19 protein-coding genes and 1 other RNA gene are annotated in these 15,875 nt (G+C 65.1%); 3 read left to right on the top strand and 17 right to left on the bottom strand.

Annotated elements, in window-relative coordinates; translation table 11 throughout:
- Positions 1-72: 72 nt before the first annotated feature.
- Together IF803_RS37895 and IF803_RS37890 are read right to left on the bottom strand one after the other, a co-directional pair.
- The gene (locus tag IF803_RS37895) at positions 73-723 is read right to left on the bottom strand and encodes a dihydrofolate reductase family protein (RefSeq protein WP_461195708.1); all 651 of its coding nucleotides are present in this window, start codon (positions 721-723) and stop codon (positions 73-75) included.
- A gap of 91 nt (positions 724-814) precedes the next feature.
- Positions 815-1,474: a TetR/AcrR family transcriptional regulator gene (locus tag IF803_RS37890; protein ID WP_461195707.1), complete on the bottom strand. Its 660-nt coding sequence runs from the start codon at positions 1,472-1,474 to the stop codon at positions 815-817.
- A 93-nt stretch (positions 1,475-1,567) separates the two neighbouring features.
- Here IF803_RS37890 and IF803_RS37885 point away from each other — a divergent pair, with 93 nt between their 5' ends.
- Complete coding sequence (locus IF803_RS37885; RefSeq protein ID WP_310881509.1) at positions 1,568-2,212, top strand: glutathione binding-like protein; 645 nt, start codon at positions 1,568-1,570, stop codon at positions 2,210-2,212.
- A gap of 86 nt (positions 2,213-2,298) precedes the next feature.
- Here IF803_RS37885 and IF803_RS37880 read toward each other — a convergent pair whose 3' ends face one another.
- The 10 genes from IF803_RS37880 to IF803_RS37835 all read right to left on the bottom strand — a co-directional run bounded on the left by IF803_RS37880 (position 2,299) and on the right by IF803_RS37835 (position 9,359).
- Positions 2,299-2,772, bottom strand: a complete 474-nt coding sequence (locus IF803_RS37880; RefSeq protein WP_461195706.1) for a hypothetical protein — start codon at positions 2,770-2,772, stop codon at positions 2,299-2,301.
- A gap of 200 nt (positions 2,773-2,972) precedes the next feature.
- Positions 2,973-3,440, bottom strand: a complete 468-nt coding sequence (locus IF803_RS37875) for a nuclear transport factor 2 family protein (RefSeq protein ID WP_461195705.1) — start codon at positions 3,438-3,440, stop codon at positions 2,973-2,975.
- 86 nt (positions 3,441-3,526) lie between these two features.
- Entirely contained in the window at positions 3,527-3,976 is a 450-nt protein-coding gene (ybgC, locus tag IF803_RS37870; protein ID WP_461195704.1) for a tol-pal system-associated acyl-CoA thioesterase, read from the bottom strand.
- Positions 3,973-4,269, bottom strand: a complete 297-nt coding sequence (locus IF803_RS37865; protein WP_461195703.1) for a type II toxin-antitoxin system RelE/ParE family toxin — start codon at positions 4,267-4,269, stop codon at positions 3,973-3,975. Before IF803_RS37865 ends, ybgC begins: the two co-directional genes overlap by 4 nt.
- 3 nt (positions 4,270-4,272) lie before the next feature.
- Complete coding sequence (locus tag IF803_RS37860) at positions 4,273-4,464, bottom strand: hypothetical protein (protein ID WP_461195702.1); 192 nt, start codon at positions 4,462-4,464, stop codon at positions 4,273-4,275.
- A gap of 75 nt (positions 4,465-4,539) precedes the next feature.
- Entirely contained in the window at positions 4,540-5,457 is a 918-nt protein-coding gene (locus IF803_RS37855) for a metallophosphoesterase (protein ID WP_461195701.1), read from the bottom strand.
- A gap of 238 nt (positions 5,458-5,695) precedes the next feature.
- Complete coding sequence (ruvB, locus tag IF803_RS37850; RefSeq protein WP_461195700.1) at positions 5,696-6,745, bottom strand: Holliday junction branch migration DNA helicase RuvB; 1,050 nt, start codon at positions 6,743-6,745, stop codon at positions 5,696-5,698.
- 196 nt (positions 6,746-6,941) lie between these two features.
- Positions 6,942-7,559 carry a Holliday junction branch migration protein RuvA gene (gene ruvA, locus IF803_RS37845; RefSeq protein ID WP_461195699.1) on the bottom strand — a complete coding sequence of 206 codons (618 nt, stop codon included), beginning with the start codon at positions 7,557-7,559 and terminating at the stop codon, positions 6,942-6,944.
- A 310-nt stretch (positions 7,560-7,869) separates the two neighbouring features.
- Entirely contained in the window at positions 7,870-8,397 is a 528-nt protein-coding gene (ruvC, locus tag IF803_RS37840) for a crossover junction endodeoxyribonuclease RuvC (protein WP_028343970.1), read from the bottom strand.
- A 215-nt stretch (positions 8,398-8,612) separates the two neighbouring features.
- On the bottom strand, positions 8,613-9,359 hold the full coding sequence (locus tag IF803_RS37835; protein ID WP_016842553.1) for a YebC/PmpR family DNA-binding transcriptional regulator: 747 nt from the start codon (positions 9,357-9,359) through the stop codon (positions 8,613-8,615).
- 213 nt (positions 9,360-9,572) lie between these two features.
- Between IF803_RS37835 and IF803_RS37830 the strand changes: the two genes are divergently transcribed.
- Positions 9,573-11,351, top strand: a complete 1,779-nt coding sequence (locus tag IF803_RS37830; protein ID WP_461195698.1) for a methyl-accepting chemotaxis protein — start codon at positions 9,573-9,575, stop codon at positions 11,349-11,351.
- A gap of 197 nt (positions 11,352-11,548) precedes the next feature.
- On the top strand, positions 11,549-12,973 hold the full coding sequence (locus tag IF803_RS37825; RefSeq protein WP_461195697.1) for a methyl-accepting chemotaxis protein: 1,425 nt from the start codon (positions 11,549-11,551) through the stop codon (positions 12,971-12,973).
- A gap of 242 nt (positions 12,974-13,215) precedes the next feature.
- On the opposite strand, the gene IF803_RS37820 is transcribed toward IF803_RS37825, so the two are convergent.
- The 5 genes from IF803_RS37820 to IF803_RS37800 all read right to left on the bottom strand — a co-directional run bounded on the left by IF803_RS37820 (position 13,216) and on the right by IF803_RS37800 (position 15,870).
- Positions 13,216-14,040: a TIGR00282 family metallophosphoesterase gene (locus tag IF803_RS37820; RefSeq protein WP_461195696.1), complete on the bottom strand. Its 825-nt coding sequence runs from the start codon at positions 14,038-14,040 to the stop codon at positions 13,216-13,218.
- Positions 14,041-14,042: 2 nt separating this feature from the next.
- Positions 14,043-14,621, bottom strand: a complete 579-nt coding sequence (locus IF803_RS37815) for a 5-formyltetrahydrofolate cyclo-ligase (RefSeq protein WP_028332813.1) — start codon at positions 14,619-14,621, stop codon at positions 14,043-14,045.
- 186 nt (positions 14,622-14,807) lie between these two features.
- A non-coding RNA gene (gene ssrS / locus IF803_RS37810) (6S RNA) lies at positions 14,808-14,968 on the bottom strand.
- A 201-nt stretch (positions 14,969-15,169) separates the two neighbouring features.
- Positions 15,170-15,553 carry a cell division protein ZapA gene (locus IF803_RS37805; protein ID WP_024579212.1) on the bottom strand — a complete coding sequence of 128 codons (384 nt, stop codon included), beginning with the start codon at positions 15,551-15,553 and terminating at the stop codon, positions 15,170-15,172.
- Positions 15,550-15,870 (bottom strand): DUF4164 domain-containing protein, encoded by a 321-nt coding sequence (locus tag IF803_RS37800; protein WP_028343976.1) that lies wholly within the window; start codon positions 15,868-15,870, stop codon positions 15,550-15,552. The genes IF803_RS37805 and IF803_RS37800 overlap by 4 nt, the downstream gene beginning before the upstream one ends.
- Between the last annotated feature and the right edge of the window lie 5 nt (positions 15,871-15,875).

The following is a 15,875-nucleotide window of genomic DNA, read 5'->3' as shown; positions in this document are numbered from 1 at the left end:
GTTCGCGTGAAGAAAACGCGTCAAAACAAGAATCTAGAGCCCCGTTCCGATTCCATCGGAACGGGAAAAGCTCTAGGATTTGCGCGCGAAGGTGACGTGGGTGGCGTGCGGGCTCGCGACATGCGAGACGACGGCATAGCCGAGGGCGGGCAGATCGATGCCCGCGAACAAACTCTCGCCGGCGCCGAGCGCGACCGGCGGCAGCACCAGTTGCAGCTCGTCGAGCAGGCGCGCCTGCAAAAATTGCCGCACCACCGAGACGCCGCCGCCGACGCGGATATCCTTGTCGCCCGCAACCGCGCGCGCCCGCGCGAGCGCCGCGAGCATACCGTCGGTCACGAAGTGGAACGTGGTGCCGCCTTCCATCTCGATGTCCGGCCGCGCATGATGGGTGAGCACGAACACCGGCGTGTGGTATGGCGGATTGTCGCCCCACCAGCCCTTCCAGGAATGATCCGGCCATGGCCCGCGGATCGGGCCGAACATGTTGCGGCCCATGATCCAGGCGCCGATCCCCTCCATCGACTTGCGGGCGATCTCGTCGTCGAGCCCGGTGGTGCCGCCGTCCTGGCCGGTCATCGCGCGAAAGGTTCGCGTCTCGAAGAACCAGGCGGCAGGCAGCGCCAGCCCGCCCACGCCGAACGGATGTTCGAGGCTCTGATTCAGCGCCGCGCCAAATCCGTCGATCGAGACTGTGAATACTGAAGTCCTGACTTTTCCCATGATGTTCCGCTTCCGTGAGTGGGGAGACCTTACGGAAGACGGGCGGGAAAGCCAGCGCCCGACATTTGCTGCGCGAGAAAGTTCCCCGCCGCTATTTCGCCCCGCACAGCACGTCGACGGCGCCCTTCACGATCGCCTCGAGCTCCTTGCGCGGCACGCGGGCACGGGCACGGATCGCGATTGTGTGGATGGTGGCGGAGGCCAGATGCGCCAGCGACGCCGGATCGGCTCCCTCAGGCAGTTCCCCGCGCTCCTTGGCATGGCGGAAGCAGATGCCGAACGCCTTGTCGAGCTCGGTCAGGCCCTCCACCACCATGCTGCGGATATCCGGATCCGACACCGCCTCGGACGCCGCCGTCATCACCGTGAAGCAGCCGCGCGGGCCGGACTCGCCGGAGAGATAGATGTCGAGCGCGATGCGATAGATGCGCTCGAGCCGCTCGCGCAGCGGCGCATCGGCGCGGAAGATGTCGATCATCGCCGCGCGCGCGTCGTCGCGGTAGCGCCGATAGCTCTTGATGTAGAGCTCGCGCTTGTCACCGAACGCGCCATAGAGGCTCGGCCGGTTCATGCCGGTCGCCGCGCTCAGATCATCGAGCGAGGTCGCGGCGAAGCCGTCGCGGCGGAACAGATCGAGCGCCTTGCCGAGCGCAACATCGGGCTCGTAGGCGCGCGGCCGCCCGCGCCGCTTCGGTGCGACCGGAGCGTCGATCTTGGCAGCAGATGGCGGCTTCTTACTTTTTTGTACCATTTCGCATTTAATTCCTTGACGGCTTCAATATTATCCAAGACAGTACAAAAATCAACAACGGCCGGACACCCGCGCCAGACACTGGAGGCACCCATGGACCTTTATTTCTCGCCCCTCGCCTGCTCGATGGCGACCCGCGTCGCGCTCTATGAAGCCGGCCAGCCGGCCAATTATCTCGAGGTCGACCCGAAGACCAAGGCGGTGCGCAACGACGGCTCCGATTTCAACAAGGTCAACCCGCTCGGCCTGGTGCCGACGCTGCGCACCGACGACGGCATCGTGCTGACCGAGAACGCCGCGATTCTGCAATATGTGGCCGACCAGTTTCCGCGGGCCGGCATCGGCACCGCATCGAACGCCGAGCGTTCAAAGCTGCATCAATGGCTGTGCTTCATCGGCACCGAGCTGCACAAGGGCCTGTTCCTGCCGCTGCTCGACAAGAAGGCGCCGCCGGAGGCCAAGACCTATGCGCTGGAGAAATACGTCTCGCGGCTCGACTATCTCGAGGATCACCTGAAGGGCCGCGACTACCTGCTCGATCATTTCAGCGTCGCCGACGCCTATCTCGTCACGGTCATCAACTGGACCATGGCGACGCCGCCGATCGAGCTCGCGAAATGGCCGGCGCTGAAGGCCTATTACGAGCGCCTGCGCGCCCGTCCCTCGGTCGCGAAGGCGATCGCCGAGGAATTCGAACTCTACAAGGCCGAGATCGCGCGGCACAAGGCGGCGGCGTAAGGGCACTCTCGTCTCCCTCTCCCCGTTCTTACGGGAGAGGGCTGGGGTGAGGGGCTGCTTCCGCAAATGCGCTGCTTGGCGTTGCGTCAGCATCCTCGGCAAATTGAAAGCTTGCGAGTATCGAGCTCCCCACCGATAGGCTTCCCTGCGCGATCGAGTGGCGTATCAGTAAAGACCGGCATGAACTTCTTCCACTGATCGTGGTATTCCGCCGGCAAAGTGTAAGGTTGGCAGTCAGCAATCGCTCTGAGCGCGCTCTGTTGATAGGCCCGAGCCGTATCTGATGTTGCTGAACTGCTCCCCGAAGACAGGACAGGTTGCCCATCCAGCTTGCCCTCTCGTGTCAGCTCGATCATGAACTCGGCCTTCATGCTCGCGGTATCGTTTTCGACACGTACAGGTTTCCTCCAACACCTCTCGACCTGATGCCTGAACATCGGTCCCCAGGTTTCGGGCCCGCGCATCTTACCTTTCGCTGCGCTTGGCTGAATAGGAACGGCTATGAAGACGGTCGCGAGGAGGAAGCCTGCGAGCGCAGCGGCAGAACGTTTGATTGGCATGTAATGGGGTCCGGCAGACGCGGTGAGGTTGCAACGCGGACCAGAATAAACCGATCCTCATCGAGACTCGCAATCGTTTTCGATAAGCCGGCACAAACGCGCTGTAGCCCGGATGCAGCGAAGCGCAATCCGGGGAGGGTCAGCCACAGACGAGACCGCCGCCCCGGATTTCGCTTCGCTCCATCCGGGCTACGCGCCAGTCAAAACGGCTCCGGCCCCAGGCCTGGCACATCGGCCGGACGCGGGCCCGGGGCGGGCCAGTGGAAGCGGCGATCCTTCTCTGCGATCGCGATGTCGTTGATCGAGGCCTCGCGGCGACGCATCAGGCCGTGCTCGTCGAACTCCCATTGCTCGTTGCCGTAGGAGCGAAACCAGTTGCCGCCGGCGTCGTGCCATTCGTACTGGAAGCGGACCGCGATGCGGTTGTCGTGGAACGCCCAGAGATCCTTGATCAGGCGATACTCCTGCTCCTTTTCCCATTTGCGGGTCAGGAAGGCCACGATCGCCTCGCGGCCTTGAAATACCTCGGAGCGGTTGCGCCAGCGGCTGTCCTCGGTATAGGCGCCGGCAACCCGAACGGGGTCGCGCGAATTCCAGGCGTCCTCCGCCATGCGCGCTTTCTGCGCGGCGGTCTCGCGGGTGAAGGGTGGCAGCGGCGGGCGTGACATCGGCGATCCCTCGCGGTTGTTTTGTCACGCGCAAATCTATCGCCGCGCCGCGCAGAGTCGATGGGTCGTTTCCTATCGGCCAATAGTTAAGCCAGATCGGCCTTCATCAGCGCACGGATGGACTTCGGAATCGGCTGTGCCCTGCCCTGACTGACGAAGGCGACGCGCACCTGCGCCTTCACAAGCACGTCATCACCGCGCCTGACCTCCTGCGCGAGCATGATGGAGGCGCCCTTCACTGCGATCGGCCAGGTCACGACGTCGAGCATGTCGTCCATCCGCGCCGGTTTGAGGAAGTCGAGCGTCATCGAGCGCACCACAAAGGCGAAGCCGCCGGTCTCCTCCTGCGCCTCCTCGAACAGCGCGTTCTGCTCGGCGCCCATCAATCGGAGATGATTGGTGCGCCCGCGTTCCATGAAGCGCAGGTAATTGGCGTGGTAGACGATGCCGGAAAAATCGGTGTCTTCGTAGTAGACACGGACCTGCATATGGTGTCGGCCATCGCGGATCTGGCCGTCGAGAATGGGTGAGGTCATTTCGAAAACTCTCGTTCGATGTCCCTGCGGCCGTCGAGAACGCGAACGATCACGATCCGATCCGTTTCCACCAAATAGAATGCAATGTACCCCTCGATCAACAGTCCGCGTAATGATGGCCGCAGTTCGCTTCGGTCCGGACCAAGCAAGGGAAATTCGCTCAGGTCGTCAAATCGCTCGGACAGGCGAACGAGCATTCGGTCCGCAGCCGCGGGACTGCGGTCTGCGAGATAGGAATGAATATCGAGGATGTCGGAGCGTGCTCGCAGGGAGACAACGATCCGCAGGCTCATGGTCTATCGCCGGGTTCGCGAGCGCGCCTGCTTGAGGAATTCTTCGAGATCCCACGGAACGACGCGGCCCGCTTCGACATCGGCCATCCCTTCGTCGATCGCGTCCTTAAGCGCCCGAAACTTCCTGGCCTGAGAGAGGAGGTAGTCAGCCGCCTGCTCCCGCATGTCCTCAGGCAGCAACTCCAACGCTTCCACGGCTTTCTCAACGGCTGAACTCATAAGCATAGTATAGCACGGCGCGCCAGAATAGACAGCCATCAGCCTGGCTGATCAGGACACCACCGGCCCCTTTGCGCCAAGCGTGATCTGGACGATCTCGGGCGGCACGCCGAGGCGGAACGGCATGATGCTGCAGCCGAGGCCGCCGGAGACGACGACGTCGCATTTCAGCTTGATATGGCCATAGGCGAGCCGCATGCCGTGCTTCACCGGCACCGCCGGCGACCAGCCGAGCAGCCGCACCTGTCCGCCATGGGTGTGGCCGGACAGCTGCAACGCGACGCGCGAGGGCACGCGGAGCGCGACGTCGGGCTCATGCGCGAGCAGGATCACCGGCGCATCGTCCGTGACCTTGGCAAGCGTCGCGTTGAGATCGTCGACGCCGATGCGCGAGACCTGGCGATAGGGCCGCGCCGCCATGAAGGCGAGCTGGTCGCCGAGACCGGCGAGCCAGAACGGACGGCCGTTCTTGGCGAGCCGCACCGCGTCGTTCTCGTAGACCGGAATCCCCGCCCCCTCCAGCGCGCGGCGCGCGAGCGGGATGCCGCGCCCCAAGCGCTGTACCGCCTTGTCTTCCCAGTAGTCGTGGTTGCCGAGCACGGCGTGCACGCCGAGCGGCGCCTTCAGGCCCTTCAGCACCGCGGCCCAGTCGGAGGCCGGAATGAAGCGCGTCACATGACGTAGCCCGGCGACATAGTCGCCGAGCAGCACGATGATGTCGGGGTTCAGGGCGTTCGTCCGCTCGACGATCTCAGCGATGCGATCGAGCGACATCCAGGGATCGCAGGCATGGATGTCGGCGAGTGCGGCGATCTTGAGCGGAAAGTCCGCCGGCCATTGCCGCGGCGACAGATCGTAGCGCGTGAGCGCGAGACGGACGACCGGTTCGCTCAAGCCATAGGCCGCGGTCGAAGCGGTGGCGGCGGTCAATCCGCCGAACCCGCGCAGAAAATGACGACGTGAAATCATGGATGTGTGATCGGTGATGCCTGGCGCTTGTCGAAAACACTCTGGGCTATCATAGGCCCTTTGATTGGAGCGAAATTGGGCCGCGTTTGTGCCGACGGCCTGCAGAGATGCCGCAATGGTTAGTAGGCAAGGTTATCGGCAAGCGCGACGCGCTGCATCAACTCGTCATTCACGTCTTTGGGAGCGGAGGCCTTTTGCTCGAGCATGAAAACCGCTTCGCGCTCTTCCGGATCATGCGTCAGTCCTCGTCGCCATTGCCGCCGAACAGGCCGAACTGCGAGGGGTCGCGGCTCGGCTCCGCGAGGCCGAGATGGCGGAAGGCGTGCGAGGTCAGGAGCCGGCCACGCGGGGTGCGCTGCAGATAGCCGCACTGGATCAGATAGGGCTCGATGATGTCCTCGATCGCATCGCGCGGCTCCGACAGCGCTGCCGCCATGGTCTCGACGCCGACCGGCCCGCCGCCATAGTTCAAGGCTATGGTGGTGAGATAGCGCCGGTCCATCGCATCGAGCCCGGCGCTGTCGACCTCGAGCGCGCTCAACGCCCGGTCGGCGATGCCGCGGTCGACGGAATCGGCGTCGGCGGCGGAGGCAAAGTCGCGCACCCGGCGCAGCAGGCGGCCGGCGATACGCGGCGTGCCGCGGGCGCGGCGCGCGATCTCGTTGGCGCCATCCGGGCTCATGCCGATATTGAGCACGCGGGCGCCGCGGGTGACGATCTTCTCCAGCTCTTCCTCGGTGTAGAAATTGAGCCGGATCGGAATGCCGAAGCGGTCGCGCAACGGATTGGTGAGCAGCCCCGCGCGCGTCGTCGCGCCGACCAGCGTGAATTTCGACAGTTCGATTTTCACCGAGCGCGCCGCCGGACCTTCGCCGATGATCAGGTCGAGCTGAAAGTCCTCCATCGCGGGATAGAGCACTTCCTCGACCGCCGGGCTGAGGCGATGGATCTCGTCGATGAACAGCACATCGCGCTCTTCGAGATTGGTCAGCAGCGCCGCGAGATCGCCGGCCTTGGCAATGACCGGGCCGGAGGTGGCACGAAAGCCGACGCCGAGTTCGCGCGCGACGATCTGCGCCAGCGTGGTCTTGCCGAGGCCGGGGGGGCCGACGAACAGCACGTGATCGAGCGCCTCGCCGCGCTTCTTCGCAGCCTCGATGAAGATCGAGAGATTCTTGCGCGCCTGGGCCTGGCCGACGAACTCCGTCAGCGACTGCGGCCGCAGCGCGGTGTCGCCGACATCATCGGAGCGGCGTTCGGGCGAGACCATGCGCGAGGGCGTATTCATGATGCGAGACTAACACGAGATGATTGTTCTCCCTCTCCCCGCTCTTGCGGGGAGAGGGTTGGGGTGAGGGGCTCCCTCCGCGAGCGCGATGTGCGTCGAGACCTGTACCCCCTCACCCGGATCGCATCTGCGATGCGATCCGACCTCTCCCCGCAAGCGGGGCGAGGTGAAGAAAAGAGGCGCTCCAATGCACAACTCACTTCGACAATTCCTTCAGGCCCAGCCGGATCAGCTGCGCGGTCTCGGCCTTCTCACCCGCGCTGCGCGAGGCGGCGGCGATGGCGGCGGCGGCCTGCGGCTGGCCGTAGCCGAGATTGACCAGCGCGGAGATCGCGTCGGTGACCGGACGCGGCGCGCGGTTGTTGTCGATCGCGCCCGAAAGGTGCACTACCGCGGGATCGACATCGGCAAAGCCCGGCGCCTTGTCCTTCAATTCGCTGACGATGCGCTCGGCGACCTTCGGCCCGACCCCCGGCGTGCGCGCCACCGCCGCCTTGTCGCGTAGCGCAATGGCGTTGGCGAGATCGGTCGGCGGCAGCGTGCCGAGCACCGCAAGCGCGACCTTGGCGCCGACCCCCTGCACGGTCTGCAGCAGGCGAAACCATTCGCGTTCGTGATCCGAGCGGAAACCGAACAGCTTGATCTGATCCTCGCGGACATAGGTCTCGATCGAGAGCACGGCGGCACCGCCCGGCGACGGCAGCGCCTGCAACGTGCGGCTCGCGCAATGCACCTGATAACCGACGCCGCCGACGTCGAGGATCACGTAATCCTCGCCGTAGGAATCGATCAGGCCCTTCAGCTTACCGATCATCGTGCGCCCCCGCGCTCGGTGGTCACACTCCGTTCGAATCCTTCAGTGAGGGACGCAGCGGCGGAAGGGTTCCCTCCCCCCTTGCGGGGGAGGGTTAGGGAGAGGGGTAAGCCCCGGGCGCTGACTTCAAAGATGCGACGAGGACCCAGCAACGAAGCACGCGGGATAACTAAGCGCGGTGCGAGCGTTGTTCGCGCACTGCGTCGCGCGGTCGAGCAAGCGGTACCCCTCTCCCCAACCCTCCCCCGCAAGGGGGGAGGGAGCCTGACGAGCGTGCTCACCTCACATCGTGCTGAGCAGAAATAGCCCGTCATAGGCTCGCCACCCTGAGCCGCAGCGCGGTGCTCTGGCGGTGATGCGCGTGGGTGATCGCGACCGCGAGCGCGTCCGCGGCGTCGGCGGACGGCGGCTCGGCTTTCGGCAGCAGGATCTTCAGCATCACCTGGATCTGGTTCTTCTCGGCATGTCCGGCGCCGACCACGGTCTTCTTGACCTGGTTCGGCGCGTATTCGGCGACCGAGATACCGAACATTGCGGGCGCCAGCATGGCGACGCCGCGCGCCTGGCCGAGCTTCAGCGTGGCAACGCCGTCCTTGTTGACGAAGGTCTGCTCGACCGCCGCCTCCGCAGGCTTGTAGTCGCCGAGCACGGCGGCGAGCCCCTCATGGATCGCGAGCAGCCGGCTCGCCAGCGGCAGATCGTCCGGCGGCTCGACCGAACCACAGGCGATGTAGACCAGACGGTTGCCTTCGGTCTCGATCACGCCCCAGCCGGTGCGGCGGAGACCCGGATCGATACCGATGATGCGGACGGGAGAGCGAATCGGCTGGGATGTCATGGGCTAGTGATACCGCCTGCGCCGGGAGAACGAAACACAAACGGAGCCTCATCCCCTGCCGCGGTCGTTGTACTCGACCCACTCGTCATCCCCGCCTAGCGCGCGATTGCGCACGAGAGCGGGGATCCAGGACGCCGCGGCTTCTCGGATCGAATGCAGGTCTCTGGAATACTGGGTCCCCCGGTCCAGCCGGACGACGACAGCAGTGCAAGCGACTAGCCGCCCATCTTCGCGATCAGAGCGTCGGACACCTCGAAATTGGCGAACACGTTCTGCACGTCGTCGTGCTCGTTGAGCAGGTCCATCAGCTTCAGCAGCTTTTCGCCGGTCTCGTCGTCGACCGCGACGGTGTTCTGCGGCTTCCAGGTCAGCGCCGCCTTGCGCGGCTCGCCGAACTTCGCTTCCAGCGCTTTTGCCACTTCGCGGAAGGTGTCCTGCGAGGCGTAGACCTCATGGCCGCCTTCGCTGGAGACCACGTCGTCGGCGCCGGCCTCGATCGCGGCGTCCAGCATGGCGTCGTCGGAGGCGACCTTGGCGTCGTATTCGATGATGCCGGTGCGGTCGAACATGAAGGCGACCGAGCCGGTCTCACCGAGATTGCCGCCCGACTTGGTGAAGAAGGAGCGGATATCGGAGGCGGCGCGGTTGCGGTTGTCGGTCAGCGCCTCGACGATCACGGCGACGCCGCCGGGGCCATAGCCCTCGTAGCGGATCTCGTCATAGTTCTCGCCCTCATTGCCCGCCGCCTTCTTGATGGCGCGGTCGATATTGTCCTTGGGCATGTTCTCGGCGCGGGCCGCGACCACGGCGGCGCGCAGCCGCGGATTCATCGCCGGGTCGGGGGTGCCGAGCTTGGCCGCCACGGTGATTTCGCGGGCCAGCTTGCCGAAAAGCTTCGACTTCTGGGCATCCTGCCGGCCCTTGCGGTGCATGATGTTCTTGAATTGGGAATGGCCGGCCATGCGACGTCTCTTCGGAGCTTAGGGTCTGAACAGGGATGGAAAACGCGGCCTTATAGGCCCCTCACGGTCAAAATCAAAGGATCGGCGGGGCCTTCCGGCGGACGAATACTACCGCAAGCCGGAATATGAGGCACTTGTTAACCATGACTTCATGCCCGGATGCGAAGATCGCCCCGTCCCGCCGCAACTTTCCAGAGCCCCCAAAGAGCCCACATGGCGTTCGGTTTGTTTCGAAAGCAAGTGCCGGAGCCGGCTGCGCCGGCCGTCGCGCCGCAGGTTCCAACCGCGGCCGCGGCCCCTAGTGTCTCGACCGAGACTGATTCGGCCAAGGATTCGGCTAAGGATTCGTCCAAGGAGATCCTGGAATTGCTGGAACTCGAGCTCGGCGCGATGATCCGCCAGCTCGAACGCGCCGCGAGTTCGGTCGCCGACGGCGCCGAGGCGACCGCAGCCAAGCTCGCCACCATCCGCGCCCGCACCGACGCGCTGACCGGCCGCAGCAGCGATGCACAGAGCACCGCGACGACGTTCTCGCAAGCCGCCGACCGCTTCACCCACTCCGCCGAGGGCATCGGGGCGCAGGTGCGCAGCGCGAGCCAGCTCGCCGACGACGCCGCGGCCGCGGCGCGCGAGGCCACCGCCAATGTCGATCGCCTGCGCGAGTCTTCAGCCGCGATCGGCAACGTCGTCAATCTGATCGCGCAGATCGCGCGGCAGACCACGCTGCTCGCGCTGAACTCGACGATCGAGGCGGCGCGCGCCGGCGCCGCCGGCAAGGGCTTTGCGGTGGTCGCAACCGAGGTCAAGGCGCTGGCGGTGCAGACCCAGAGCGCGACCGAGGAGATCACGCGGAAGATCGAGGCGTTGCAGAAGGACGCCACCGGATCGGCCGACGCGGTGCACCGTATCTCGCAGGCGATCGAAAAGATCCGGCCGGTGTTCGAGAACGTCAACGGCGCGGTCGCCGAGCAGAATGAAATCACCGGCGAGATGGGCCAGAACGCCGCCTCCGCCTCGCACTTCATCGTCTCGGTCGGCACCAGCGCCGGCGAGATCGATTCGGCAACGCGCGAAGCCGCCGCGCATGGCGACAATGTCGCCAGGGCGGGCAAGGCGGTGACCGCCTTTGCTCAGAAGCTGAAAGCGCGCTGCGCGGTGCTGCTGCGCCAGGACGAGCGCGGCGATCCGCGCAAGAACGAGCGCCTGCCTTGCAGCCTCAAGATCGAGATCACGACCGCGCGCGGCATCGTCACCGCACCGGTCTACGAGATCGCGATGGACGGCATTTTGATCGGCGGCCCCGATGCCGAGAAGCTGCCGGCGCAAGAGACCCTGAACGCGACCTTGCAGGAGATCGGCGCGTGCCGGATCCGGATCGGCGAGCGCTCCAAGGCAGGCAGCCAGGCCCGCTTCGAGGCGGTAACCGCCGAGCTGCGCGAAAAAATCGAAGACCGGATGTGGGCGATCCACGAGGAGAACGCCGAGCTCGTCACCCGCGCGATCGAAGCCGGCAGCGCGCTGAACAAGATCTTCGAGAACGGGCTGGCGAGCGGCGCGATCGCGATCGCCGACATGTTCGACACCGACTATGTCGAGATCGCAGACACCAATCCGGTGCAGTACCGCACCAAAATGCTGGACTGGGCGGAGCGCACGCTGCCGGCGTTCCAGGAGGCGTTCCTCGCCAGGGACAAGCGAATGGCGTTCTGCGTGATGATCGACCAGAACGGCTATCTGCCCGTCCACAACAAGCTCTACTCGCAGCCGCAGCGGCCGGGCGACGTGGCATACAACACCGCCAACAGCCGCAACCGCCGCATCTTCAACGATGCCGCGGGTCTCGCCGCCGGCCGCAACCAGCGCGCCTATCTGATCCAGACCTATGCGCGCGACATGGGAGGCGGCAACACGGTGATGATGCGCGAGATCGACGTACCGATCCGCGTGCGCGGCCGGCACTGGGGCGGATTCCGCACCGCCTACAAGCTTTGAACACTTCGTAGCCCGGATGAAGCGAAGCGTAATCCGGGACACGTGTTTCCACGGGCAGGACTCCCGGATTTCGCTGCGCTGCATCCGGGCTACACAGTGCGCGCTCAGGCAAGACTGCCAGCGCGAATCACGCTTTGGTTTTGAAATGGGAATGCATTGGCAGGCCAGCGGGCCGCTGTGACAGAGGAAGTATTGATATGTCGGCCGCGCAGCTTGCAGTTCTGGACACGTCATCGGACCGAACGCTGGCCGAGCGGCTGGTGGACCAGCTCGCCGACCGCATCGGCGGCCTCGGGGTGGAACTCGCCGACATCGCCGGCAACGTCCAGGAGGTCGCGAACCGCGTCAGCAGCCAGTCCGAGCGCTTCCATCATTTGCAGACGACGGCCGAGACGATGGTCGCGGCCAATCACGACATCGCCAACGCATCGCAGGCGGTGCAAACGACCGCATCCGCCGCGGTCGGCCAGATTGCGGAGTCCCGCCATGTGGTCGAGACGGCGGTCAGCCATATCGCGGAGCTCGTCGCGGCGGTCGGACGGATCGAGGCGCGGCTCGCCGCGGTCGGCTCCGCGCTGAGCCAGGTCGCCAAGGTCTCCGGTTCGATCGAAGCGATCGCCAAGCAGACCAATCTATTGGCGCTCAACGCCACCATCGAGGCGGCGCGCGCCGGCAATGCCGGCCGCGGCTTTGCGGTAGTCGCGAGCGAGGTCAAGAACCTTGCGGAAGCGACCCGCCAGGCGACGCATCAGATTTCCGACACCGTGCGCGATCTCGACGGCCAGATCGGCAGCCTGATCGGCGAGAGCAGCGATGCCTCATTGCGCGCCAAGAGCGCCGGCGAAGGCGCCCAGCAGATTTCGGGCATCATCATGCGCGTGCAGGAAGGCTTCTCATCTGTGGGCGCCGAGATCGGCAGCGTGGCGCGCGCCGCGACCTCCAATCTCGGCCATTGCGACAGCGTGATCGCCGAGCTGAACGAGCTGGCCAAGGGCGTCGATCTCTCCTCGCGCGACCTCAAGCACGCCGACAGCCGCGTCGCGAAACTGCTCGAACTCTCCGAGAGCCTGATCGTGACCATCGCCGACAGCGGCGTGGAGACCAGTGACACGCCACTGATCCGCGTCGTGATCGACACCGCAAGGCAGATCTCCGAGCTGTTCGAGACTGCCGTCGCGCGCGGCGAGATCACGCTCGCGCAATTGATGGACGAGAATTATCGCGAGATCGCCGGCACCAATCCGAAGCAGTACCTGACGAACTACGTCGCCTTCACCGACCGCGTGTTGCCCGCGATCCAGGATCCGATCCAGAAAAGCGATCCGCGCATCGTGTTCTGCGTCGCCTGGGCGCGCAGCGGCTATCTGCCGACCCACAATCCGAACTACCGGCAGCCGCAGGGGCCGGACCCGGTCTGGAACAACGCCAATTGCCGCAACCGCCGCCTGTTCAACGACCGCGCGGTGAGCAAGGTCGCGGCCAACACAAAACCGTTCCTGCTGCAGACCTATCGCCGCGACATGGGCGGCGGCAATTTCGTGCTGATGAAGGACCTGTCATCGCCGATCGTCGTGAACGGCCGCCACTGGGGCGCATTCCGGATGGGTTTTCGGCAGGGCTAAGGCCAACCCCTGGCCGGGATGGGGGTGCGCTGCCAAAAATATGGAAAACAACCCCATGCACAGTAGCCGGCAGCTGCCGACGCTCGACACTGCACTTGACACGTCGGGCAACTCAGAAGTACTCTTCTATTATTCCGAAATGACTTGTAGCCCGGATGAAGCGAAGCGCAATCCGGGAATCTCGCAAGCTCAAAGACCGGTCCCGGATTTCGCTGCGCTTCATCCGGGCTACGGTGACTTCACTAAGTCCAGAATCCCGGCACTGCGGGCTCGAGCCGTCCGCCGGCGCGCACCGGCGCGATCCTGACCGCAAGCCCGGTCGCATCGTCGGTCTCGACCGCGACGCCGCTCAGCGTTGCCACGCCGCCCGCCGGCTCGAAACGGCCGGAGGGAATGCCGGTGAGGAAGCGCTGCAACGGCTCCTCCTTCTGCATGCCGATCACCGAGTCATAGTCGCCGGTCATGCCGGCATCGCTCATATAGGCGGTGCCGCCCGGCAGCACCTGATGATCTGATGTCGGCACATGGGTATGGGTACCGACCACGAGGCTGACGCGGCCGTCGCAGAAGAAGCCGACGCCCTGCTTCTCGCTGGTCGCCTCGGCATGGAAATCGAGCACGATGGCGTCACAGCCCTCGCGCAGCGGGCAGGCCTCGAGCTCGCGCTCGATGGCGCTGAACGGATCGTTCGAGGATGGCTCCATGAAGACGCGGCCGATCGCGTTGATGACCAGCGCCCGCTTGCCGCTCTTGGTATCGACCAGCGTAGCGCCGCGGCCGGGCGAATGGCGCGGGAAATTCAGCGGGCGGATCAGGCGCGGCGCGCGCTCGATGAAGACCAGCGCCTCCTTCTGATTCCAGGCGTGGTTGCCGAGCGTGATCGCATCGGCGCCGGCGTCGAGCAGCTCCTGATAGATCGCCTCGGTGATGCCGAAGCCGCCGGCGGAATTCTCGCCATTGACGACCACGAGATCGAGCGACCAGTCCCTGATCATGCCGGGAAGGTGGTCGGCGATGGCGGTGCGGCCGGTCCTGCCGACGACGTCACCAACGAAGAGAATTCGCAAGGCTAGCTACTCCGGAAATCGAACGTCTTGCGCTCCGTTAGCACATAATCGAGCGGGACGTCGTGCGACAGCGCCGGAATCGCCTTGGTTTCCTGTGCAGCAAAGGCAAGTCCGACCCCGATCACATGCTTGGCCTTGCGCAAATGCGCGAAGGTATAGTCGTAATAGCCGGCGCCGTAGCCGATGCGGTGACCGAGCTTGTCGAAAGCCGCGAGCGGCACCAGCATCACGTCCGGATGCACCTCGGCGGCGGCCGGCGACGGCTCGGGAATGCCGAGCGGCCCGAGCATCAGCCGGTCCTGCGGCGACCAGCTGCGGAAGGTCAGCGACTGGCCGCGCGCGTTGATGCAGGGCAGCGCGAGCCGCGCGCCCTTGTCGGCAAGCTTCTTCATCAATGGCGCCGGATCGAGCTCGCTGCGGATCGGCGCATAGCCCGAGACGATCATGCCCTGCGCGATCTCGAACGGCGCGCCGCGCTTGGCGAGCGCTTCGGCAGCCGTCGCGCGCTGCTCGTCGCTCAGCGCATCACGCTTGGCGAGAGCAAGTGCCCGAAGCTCGGCCTTCGATGGAGATGCGTGCATGATCCATCTTCCGCTGTCGTCGTCCGCGACAACGGACGATCCATCATTCCAGAGACGCTAGCTTTCGTTAAGGCCAGAGCTTTCGTAAGACCGCCGCGGCGCGCTGGACGCCCCGTATCGCGGGGCACAACGCTGCCAGACAATTCAACCGCCGCAGCGCGACGACAAGGCAACAGCAAAAATCAGTGCGAAGCCGCAGAGGCCGTTGGAGCGCTCGATCCCGGAGTTCCCTACGAAAGTAGGTGGGCACCATATGTCCGGGTCCACGGACCCGGCCAGGGACAGTTCCCTAAAGGATCGATAAGGCCCCGGGGATATATGGCTCCTGACGCACGACGCAGCTTCGCGGGGCTAATCTAGCCATCGTTGCCGCAATCCGCCAGCGGTAAGGAAGACGCAGTCTTGGCTCCTGGAAGAAACTGTCATGGCCGGGCTTGTCCCGGCCATCCACGTCTTTCTTTTCATGGAGACAAATACGTGGATGCCCGGGCCAAGCCCGGGCATGACGAATGTGTGGAAACACCGAGACCAACAGGGACGAACGAAGATCACCCGATCGCGATGCCGCCGCCGATGGTGCGGTTGAGCACCTGCGTGGTGCGCTCGATCCGCTCGGCGGCAGCGTTGAGCGCGTTGGAGACCGCGGTCTGGGTCGCGCGGGCGCGGTCGGTGGCGGCAACGCGCGCGTTGCGCAGCTGCTCGACCTCTTCCTCCAGGCTGCGGATGCGTGCGCTGGCGTCGACCAGTTCGTCGCAGGCGGTGAGCGCCGCCATCACCGTCAGCCGCGCATCGCCGATCTCGCCGAACTTGCCACGCAGCGATTCCACGCGCTGCTGGAGATTTTCCGCGAGCTTCAGCAGCCGCACCTCCTGGCCCTCCTCGCAGGCCATCCGGTATTGCCGGCCATTGATGGTGACGTTGATGTGGCTCATCTGCTGTCTCCGCCATCGAGCACGGCGCGAATGCTGCCGATTGCCGCGTCGAGCTTTTCCGCGATCTCGCGATTGGCGCGCTCGAGCTTGCGCGTTTTCACCAGCGAGCCGTCGAGCTCGTCGGCAAGCCGCGAGCGATCGGCGCCGAGTGCCTGGATCCGGCTCGCCAATTCGTTCTCGTCGCGGTCGGCCTCGCGGCGCCGCTCCACCGAGCTCTCCAGCGCATCAAGCGCTGACATCAGCCGCTTTGTCGCAGCATCGATATCGGCAAGCGGTGCCTCGGTATTGCCAGACCCGTTGGCGAGACGATCACTCATGACAC

This window comes from Bradyrhizobium sp. UFLA06-06 (genome assembly GCF_054820065.1).
This window is presented reverse-complemented; position numbering and strand designations above follow the sequence as displayed.

Excerpts from the sequence above, each read along its gene's own strand:
- IF803_RS37895 (WP_461195708.1), bottom strand. The coding sequence starts at position 723 with ATGGGAAAAGTCAGGACTTCAGTATTCACAGTCTCGATCGACGGATTT.
- IF803_RS37890 (WP_461195707.1), bottom strand. The coding sequence starts at position 1,474 with ATGGTACAAAAAAGTAAGAAGCCGCCATCTGCTGCCAAGATCGACGCT.
- IF803_RS37885 (WP_310881509.1), top strand. The coding sequence starts at position 1,568 with ATGGACCTTTATTTCTCGCCCCTCGCCTGCTCGATGGCGACCCGCGTC.
- IF803_RS37880 (WP_461195706.1), bottom strand. The coding sequence starts at position 2,772 with ATGCCAATCAAACGTTCTGCCGCTGCGCTCGCAGGCTTCCTCCTCGCG.
- IF803_RS37875 (WP_461195705.1), bottom strand. The coding sequence starts at position 3,440 with ATGTCACGCCCGCCGCTGCCACCCTTCACCCGCGAGACCGCCGCGCAG.
- ybgC (WP_461195704.1), bottom strand. The coding sequence starts at position 3,976 with ATGACCTCACCCATTCTCGACGGCCAGATCCGCGATGGCCGACACCAT.
- IF803_RS37865 (WP_461195703.1), bottom strand. The coding sequence starts at position 4,269 with ATGAGCCTGCGGATCGTTGTCTCCCTGCGAGCACGCTCCGACATCCTC.
- IF803_RS37855 (WP_461195701.1), bottom strand. The coding sequence starts at position 5,457 with ATGATTTCACGTCGTCATTTTCTGCGCGGGTTCGGCGGATTGACCGCC.
- ruvB (WP_461195700.1), bottom strand. The coding sequence starts at position 6,745 with ATGAATACGCCCTCGCGCATGGTCTCGCCCGAACGCCGCTCCGATGAT.
- ruvA (WP_461195699.1), bottom strand. The coding sequence starts at position 7,559 with ATGATCGGTAAGCTGAAGGGCCTGATCGATTCCTACGGCGAGGATTAC.
- ruvC (WP_028343970.1), bottom strand. The coding sequence starts at position 8,397 with ATGACATCCCAGCCGATTCGCTCTCCCGTCCGCATCATCGGTATCGAT.
- IF803_RS37835 (WP_016842553.1), bottom strand. The coding sequence starts at position 9,359 with ATGGCCGGCCATTCCCAATTCAAGAACATCATGCACCGCAAGGGCCGG.
- IF803_RS37830 (WP_461195698.1), top strand. The coding sequence starts at position 9,573 with ATGGCGTTCGGTTTGTTTCGAAAGCAAGTGCCGGAGCCGGCTGCGCCG.
- IF803_RS37825 (WP_461195697.1), top strand. The coding sequence starts at position 11,549 with ATGTCGGCCGCGCAGCTTGCAGTTCTGGACACGTCATCGGACCGAACG.
- IF803_RS37815 (WP_028332813.1), bottom strand. The coding sequence starts at position 14,621 with ATGCACGCATCTCCATCGAAGGCCGAGCTTCGGGCACTTGCTCTCGCC.
- IF803_RS37805 (WP_024579212.1), bottom strand. The coding sequence starts at position 15,553 with ATGAGCCACATCAACGTCACCATCAATGGCCGGCAATACCGGATGGCC.
- IF803_RS37800 (WP_028343976.1), bottom strand. The coding sequence starts at position 15,870 with ATGAGTGATCGTCTCGCCAACGGGTCTGGCAATACCGAGGCACCGCTT.